The following is a 6,687-nucleotide window of genomic DNA, read 5'->3' as shown; positions in this document are numbered from 1 at the left end:
GATGTCGCGCGCGCTATCGAAGAGGCAAAGCGCGCTATGGAACTCGACTACGCGCCCGCGCATCGCTTGCAGCTGCGCGAGCGCGCGCTCATGCGTGCCTGGTTTGCCCATCTGACGCCCATCGAAAGTGGCGACCTGATCCGAGCCGATGATGAGCGCGCCGGGTGCATCGGGCGCCGCCTTTTCGCGATCGGCGACGGCGCGCGCCTTTGCCTCGGCGAGCCTGAGCGCGGTCGCGGCGGGCGTCTCACCGGGCTTGGGCGTTTCATCGAGCGAGGGCACGGCGATATCGAATGGAAGACGCAGTCGCTCGAGCAGCATACGGCGGTAGGGTGAGCTCGATGCGAGAATCAGCGGCGGGCGGGGAGGTTTCACAGGCATGAAGTGGTCGGTTGATTCGTTACGGAAGCCGGCGATAGAAACAACGATCGCTCGCGGGCGTCAAGCCCTTGATGGGGAAGGTTGGACTACCGGGTCGTGATCGGGTGGCCTTAAGTGTTTGACTTCAAAAGGTAAAAGCGCTATCATCGCAGGCTTTTCACGTTTGCCGCTTTCTTTCTATTGGTGGGCGCAAGAGCGAGCGCCAGGGAAGGTGTCGTTGGAGCGTTTTAGCTGGCGACCTAGGGCCTAGCGACGTTAAGCGCACAGTAGCAGGCCGGTAAGCGAAAGCCGAAAGCGGGAAGCTTAGTTGAGGCGACCCGGAAGCGAGCGGCAGAAAGCGGTCACAAGCAGCGTAGCAAGCAGCGGTAGCAAGCAGCAGAAGCGACACAGAACGAGGAGTGGGCCCATGAGTCAACATTCCGACAAGCCCGGTGGCTCCGTCGATCCACGTGAACTCGATGTTTTCGAGCTCACGCGAAGCGGGCGGCGGGCTGCGGGTTGTGTGCGTGTCTCGCAGTTGCCGCGCATGTTAAACGAAGTCCCTGGCGAGGCGCCAGATCGCGATGCCGCATTCAGCTGGCAGATTGAGGGTTCGACGCAGCCTGAGTTGCAGGAGGACGGCAGCGAGGCAGCGCAGCCTTATTTGCGCCTGGCGGTGCATGGGGCGGCGTGGCTCGAGTGTCAGCGGTGCCTCGCGCCCTACGAAGAGACGTTCGATATCGATGCGACGTACCGGCTCGTGTTGACGGAAGAGGAAGCGCAGGAGTTTCCGCTTGATGACGATGAGTTCGACGTGATCGTGGGCTCGCGCCAATTCGATCTTGTCGATCTGATCGAAGAGGAGTTGTTGCTCTCGTTGCCGCTAGTTCCGAAGCACGAGGCCTGTCCTCAGGTGCACGAGAGCCTTGTCTCAGGCGTCGGCGGCTCGGCCGCAGACGGGGACGACGCAGTCGATGGTGAAGACGAATATGGCGAGGCCGGCAGTGAGTCCGGCAAGCCGAACCCGTTCGCGGCGCTCGAGGCGATGAAGCGTGGCGCGGGCGGCAACAAGGATGGCGGCAAGAAGCACTGAAGCCGCCGCAGTCGTGTCAGTTGCAGCGCGACATGGCGTACGTTTCCATGGGTCAAGAGCCATGGCGTTGCGCTGATCGGGCTGTGCTAGAATCCCGAAAATTCTTAGGAGTTATCATGGCAGTCCAGCAAAACAAGAAGTCGCCGTCGAAGCGCGGCATGCACCGCTCGCACGATTTCCTCACGGGAGCGCCGCTCGCTGTTGAGCCGAGCACGGGCGAGGTGCATCTGCGCCATCACATCAGCCCGAATGGCTACTACCGCGGCAAAAAAGTCGTCAAGACGAAGAACGATTAATCGCGTTCTGACGCGATGCTTGCCAAGCTGGGGCATGATCCAGCGGCAAGCACTTTGCCTGACATTTCCCCGGCTGAGCGAAAAGGCGGCATTCAACTGCCGCTTTTTTGTGCCTGAAATTTGTCGCAGTCCATGACCATTACGTTGACGATCGACTGCATGGGGGGCGACCACGGTCCGTCCGTGACGGTCCCCGCAGCAGTCAGCTTCGTGCGTTCGCACCCCGATGCGCGGTTGATGCTCGTCGGTCTCGAAGCTCCGATTCGCACCCAACTGAAGAAGCTAAAAGCGCTGGATATGCCCGCGCTTACCGTCGTGCCGGCCTCGGAAGTCGTCGCGATGGATGACCCTGTCGAAGTCGCGCTGCGCAGGAAGAAAGATTCCTCGATGCGCGTGGCGCTCAACCTCGTGAAGGATGAGTCCGCGCAGGCCTGCATTTCGGCCGGCAACACAGGCGCGCTGATGGCCGTTTCGCGCTATGTGCTGAAGACGCTGGCGGGCATCGAGCGCCCGGCCATCGCCTCTGCGCTCCCGAACCCGAGCGGCTATACGATGATGCTCGACTTGGGCGCAAACGTCGATTGCGAGCCGCAGCACTTGCTCCAGTTCGCTGAAATGGGCCATGCGCTCGTTTCCGCGCTCGAAGGCAAGGAGCGGCCGACGATCGGCCTGCTCAACATCGGCGAGGAGGTCATCAAGGGCAACGAGACGATCAAGCGCGCCGGCGAGCTGCTGCGCGCGAGTACGCTCAACTTTCGCGGCAACGTGGAAGGCACCGATATCTACAGAGGCACGACGGACGTCATCGTTTGCGACGGCTTCGTCGGTAATGTGGCCTTGAAGACATCGGAGGGGCTCGCGCAGATGCTCTCCGATATCATTCGCGAAGAGTTCGGACGCTCCCCGCTCACGAAGCTGATGGCGTTTTTGGCGCTGCCTGTCTTGATGCGCTTCAAAAAGCGCGTTGACCACCGCCAATACAACGGCGCAGCGCTGCTGGGGCTGCGCGGGCTCGTCATCAAGAGCCACGGCTCCGCCGATGCCTACGGGTTTGAGTGGGCTATCAAACGCGGGTATGATGCGGTCAAAAACGGCGTCCTGGAACGTCTCGCGCGTGCAATGGAAGAAAACGCCTATCCGCTCGAGCAAGCAGGGCGCACCGCCGCGGGCGGCACCAAAGGGCCCGCGAGTCCTGCCGGACGTCCGGCCGAGCCCTACGCTGCGGTATCTTCAAAAGCATAATGGCCCAATCGCAAATCTATTCCCGTGTGCTCGGCACCGGTAGCTATCTCCCGCCCAACCGGGTCACCAATCAGGAATTGGCAGATAGTCTTGCCAAGCGCGGTATTGAAACGAGTGACGAGTGGATCGTCGCGCGCACAGGCATTCGCGCACGGCATTTCGCCGACCCCGGTGTCACGACGAGCGATCTGGCGCTCGTTGCTTCGCAGCGAGCAATCGAGGCCGCCGGCATCGATCCGCAATCGATCGATCTCATCGTCGTCGCTACCTCGACACCCGATTTCGTGTTTCCAAGCACGGCGTGCTTGCTCCAGAAAAAGCTGGGGATCAAGAACAACGGCGCCGCGTTCGACATGCAAGCGGTTTGCTCGGGCTTCGCCTACGCCGTCTCGACGGTCGACGCCCTGATTCGTAGCGGCCAACATCGCACAGCGCTCGTGGTTGGCGCGGAGACGTTCTCGCGCATCATCGATTTCAACGATCGCACCACCTGCGTGCTTTTTGGCGACGGTGCAGGCGCGGTCATCCTCTCCGCTTCGGATGAGCCCGGCGTGCTTGCGAGCGCACTGCATGCCGACGGCAGCCATGCCGACATTCTCTGTGCACCGGGTCATGTGAGCGGCGGTGTCGTTGCGGGCAATGCCTTTCTCCATATGGATGGCCAGGCCGTCTTCAAGCTCGCCGTTCAGGTGCTCGAGCAGGTGGCCATCGAGGCGCTCGAAAAGGCGCATCTGTCGTCTGGCCAGATCGATTGGCTGATTCCGCACCAAGCGAACATCCGTATCATGACGAGCACGTGCCGCAAGCTCGGCTTGCCGCAGGAGCGCATGGTCGTGACGGTCGGCGAGCATGGCAATACCTCCGCGGCATCGATCCCGCTTGCGCTCGATCAGGCCGTGCGGGACGGGCGCATCCAGCGCGGCCAGCACGTGCTCATCGAGGGTGTCGGTGGCGGCTTCACATGGGCCGCGTCCGTCATTCGCTACTGACGATTTCATCGCAACGATCGACATCGGGAATGCCCGCTGGTACGCGGCACCTTTTGGGGTGTCCGCCGGGTGCAGCGGCGGGCATCGTGCGTTTGCCGAGCCGGTCGTCGATAGCCACGTCAGAGATTCAATCATTGAGGAAGACATGAAATTCGCGTTCGTTTTTCCCGGGCAGGGCTCGCAGTCCATCGGTATGTTGAACGCGTTCGGCGACAATGCCGTCGTGCGCGAAACGCTGCAGGAAGCATCCGACACGCTGGGCCAGGATCTCGGCAAGTTGATTGCCGAGGGGCCCGCCGACGAGCTCGGCCTCACGACGAACACGCAGCCGGTCATGCTGACCGCAGCCTACGCCATGTACCGTGCTTGGCGCGCAGCCGGCGGCCCGGCGCCGTCTATCGTCGCGGGGCATAGCCTCGGCGAGTACTCGGCGCTCGTCGCGGCCGGTGCGATCGCGTTTCGCGATGCGCTGCCGCTCGTGCGCTTGCGCGCGCAGGCCATGCAATCGGCGGTGCCCGTCGGTGTGGGTGGCATGGCGGCTATCCTCGGTCTCGACGACGACACAGTGCGTGCGGTGTGCACGGACGCGGCTCGCGAGGGCGCGGGTGTCGTTGAGGCGGTCAACTTCAATGCGCCGGCGCAGGTCGTGATCGCCGGGCATAAGGCAGCGATCGAAAAGGCCTGTGAGCTCGCGAAAGCGAAGGGCGCAAAGCGGGCTTTGCCGCTGGCCGTTTCCGCGCCCTTTCACTCGTCGCTGCTCAAGCCCGCGTCGGACTTACTGCGTGAGTACCTCGCGCGCGTCGAAGTCAACGTGCCGGAAGTGCCCGTGATCAACAACGTCGACGTGGCGACAGTGATGGAGCCGGCCGGCATCAAAGACGCACTCGTGCGCCAGGCGGCGTCTCCAGTGCGATGGGTCGAGATTGTTCAGGCGATGGCAAAGGGCGGTGTCACGCATGTCATCGAATGCGGCCCGGGCAAGGTGCTCGCTGGGCTCACCAAGCGTATCGACGCCAGCCTGTCTGGGGGCGCGGTGACGGATCCCGCTTCACTCGATGAGATGCTCAAGCTCATCGCCGCTTGACGCTCTTTCTTGCTTCGACTGCCGGCTTCAAGACCACCGCAGTCGACAAAGAGACGGCAAGCGCAACGCGGATCATTCTGATTGATACATCATGGAAAAATCTCTCGATAAACAAATCGCACTCGTGACGGGCGCCTCGCGCGGCATCGGCCGGGCGATTGCGCTCGAGCTTGCGCGGCAGGGTGCAACGGTCATCGGCACGGCAACGAGCGAGGCCGGGGCGCAGGGCATCGGTGAAGCGCTCGCGCAAGAAGGATTGGCCGGGCGCGGCGCGGTGCTCAACGTCAATGACAGCGCCGCTGTCGAAGCGCTCATCGACGCAACGCTAAAAGAGTTCGGTGGCTTAAACGTACTCGTCAACAACGCCGGCATCACGCAGGACCAACTCGCGATGCGGATGAAGGACGAGGAGTGGGATGCCGTCATCGATACGAATCTGAAAGCCGTCTTCCGCCTCTCGCGTGCAGTGCTGCGCCCGATGATGAAGGCGCGCGGCGGGCGCATTATCAACATTACGTCGGTTGTCGGTTCTGCGGGCAACCCGGGGCAAGTCAATTACGCGGCAGCGAAGGCTGGCGTCGCGGGCATGACGCGTGCGCTCGCACGTGAGATTGGCAGCCGCGGCATCACCGTTAATTGCGTTGCGCCCGGATTTATCGATACCGACATGACGAAAGTGCTGCCCGAAGATCAACAGGCCGCATTGAAGACGCAAATCCCGTTGGGACGCCTGGGCTCGCCGGATGACATCGCGCACGCTGTCGCGTTTTTGGCATCGCCTTGCGCGGGTTATATAACGGGCACGACGTTGCACGTCAATGGCGGCATGTTCATGTCGTAACGGAATTCGGGTAACATCCGCGCCTTGTGCCTTTTCTACTGGCGAAAAAGCCCTGCGGGGCATGTCTTAAGCGCGCTTTTTTGAAGAAACAAACCTGCTAAAATGCGCGCACTTGCATTTTTGAACTTCTTTCCCTCGGAGGGGTAATGGACAACATCGAACAGCGCGTCAAGAAGATCGTCGCGGAACAACTGGGCGTAGCAGAAGCTGAAATTAAAAACGAAGCCTCGTTCGTGAACGATCTCGGGGCGGACTCGCTCGACACCGTTGAACTCGTCATGGCGCTCGAGGACGAATTCGGCATGGAAATTCCCGATGAAGAGGCCGAAAAGATCACGACGGTTCAGCAAGCGATCGATTACGCTCGCGCGAACGTCAAGGCCTAACGTAGGCCGCATCCGTTGCGCTTTCTTCGCGCGCTGGCTGCCGCTGAATCGCAGTCAGGTCGGATGCCGACGCTGGTGCTGATTTCGTAGCCACAGGGCTCACAGGGCAAGTCCCTGCGGCCGCTGTGGCTTTTGCTTTTGTCATTCTTTGGAAAAGGGGTTACCGTGAGCCGTCGTCGTGTTGTCGTTACGGGCTTGGGGCTGGTTTCGCCTGTTGGCAATCATGTTGCCGACGGATGGGCCAATCTGGTGGCCGGCAAGTCCGGCATCGCCAACATCACGAAGTTCGATGCAGCGAATTTCTCGACGCGCTTTGCCGGCGAGGTGAAGGGCTTCAACATCGAGGACTACATTCCGGCCAAGGAAGCCCGTCATATGGATACGTTCATCCATTTC

Annotated in this window: 9 protein-coding genes; 8 read left to right on the top strand and 1 reads right to left on the bottom strand. The window is 61.6% G+C overall.

Features of this window, described 5'->3' with window-relative positions; all coding sequences use genetic code 11:
- On the bottom strand, nucleotides 1-381 hold a 381-nt coding region (locus tag VL598_RS07380; RefSeq protein WP_325326048.1), incomplete at its 3' end, for a Maf family protein.
- A gap of 406 nt (nucleotides 382-787) precedes the next feature.
- Here VL598_RS07380 and VL598_RS07375 point away from each other — a divergent pair.
- The 8 genes from VL598_RS07375 to VL598_RS07340 form a co-directional block, all read left to right on the top strand.
- Nucleotides 788-1,453, top strand: coding sequence for a DUF177 domain-containing protein (locus VL598_RS07375; RefSeq protein ID WP_325326047.1), 666 nt, complete (start codon nucleotides 788-790; stop codon nucleotides 1,451-1,453).
- A gap of 116 nt (nucleotides 1,454-1,569) precedes the next feature.
- Nucleotides 1,570-1,749: a 50S ribosomal protein L32 gene (gene rpmF / locus VL598_RS07370; RefSeq protein WP_018441573.1), complete on the top strand. Its 180-nt coding sequence runs from the start codon at nucleotides 1,570-1,572 to the stop codon at nucleotides 1,747-1,749.
- 132 nt (nucleotides 1,750-1,881) lie between these two features.
- On the top strand, nucleotides 1,882-2,991 hold the full coding sequence (gene plsX / locus VL598_RS07365; protein WP_325326046.1) for a phosphate acyltransferase PlsX: 1,110 nt from the start codon (nucleotides 1,882-1,884) through the stop codon (nucleotides 2,989-2,991).
- A complete protein-coding gene (locus tag VL598_RS07360; protein WP_325326045.1) occupies nucleotides 2,991-3,980 on the top strand; it encodes a beta-ketoacyl-ACP synthase III in 990 nt (329 codons plus the stop codon). Before plsX ends, VL598_RS07360 begins: the two co-directional genes overlap by 1 nt.
- Before the next feature lie 145 nt (nucleotides 3,981-4,125).
- On the top strand, nucleotides 4,126-5,064 hold the full coding sequence (fabD, locus tag VL598_RS07355) for an ACP S-malonyltransferase (RefSeq protein WP_325326044.1): 939 nt from the start codon (nucleotides 4,126-4,128) through the stop codon (nucleotides 5,062-5,064).
- A 91-nt stretch (nucleotides 5,065-5,155) separates the two neighbouring features.
- Nucleotides 5,156-5,905 carry a 3-oxoacyl-ACP reductase FabG gene (gene fabG / locus VL598_RS07350; protein WP_325326043.1) on the top strand — a complete coding sequence of 250 codons (750 nt, stop codon included), beginning with the start codon at nucleotides 5,156-5,158 and terminating at the stop codon, nucleotides 5,903-5,905.
- A 146-nt stretch (nucleotides 5,906-6,051) separates the two neighbouring features.
- Nucleotides 6,052-6,291 carry an acyl carrier protein gene (acpP, locus tag VL598_RS07345; RefSeq protein WP_004197638.1) on the top strand — a complete coding sequence of 80 codons (240 nt, stop codon included), beginning with the start codon at nucleotides 6,052-6,054 and terminating at the stop codon, nucleotides 6,289-6,291.
- 165 nt (nucleotides 6,292-6,456) lie between these two features.
- The coding region (locus VL598_RS07340) for a beta-ketoacyl synthase N-terminal-like domain-containing protein (RefSeq protein ID WP_325326042.1) at nucleotides 6,457-6,687 on the top strand (231 nt) is incomplete at its 3' end.

Origin of the sequence: Trinickia sp., from assembly GCF_035492435.1 — a bacterium.
GTDB lineage: Bacteria > Pseudomonadota > Gammaproteobacteria > Burkholderiales > Burkholderiaceae > Trinickia.
The sequence above is the reverse complement of the archived record's forward strand: the minus strand, read 5'-3'. Positions and strand labels throughout refer to the sequence as shown.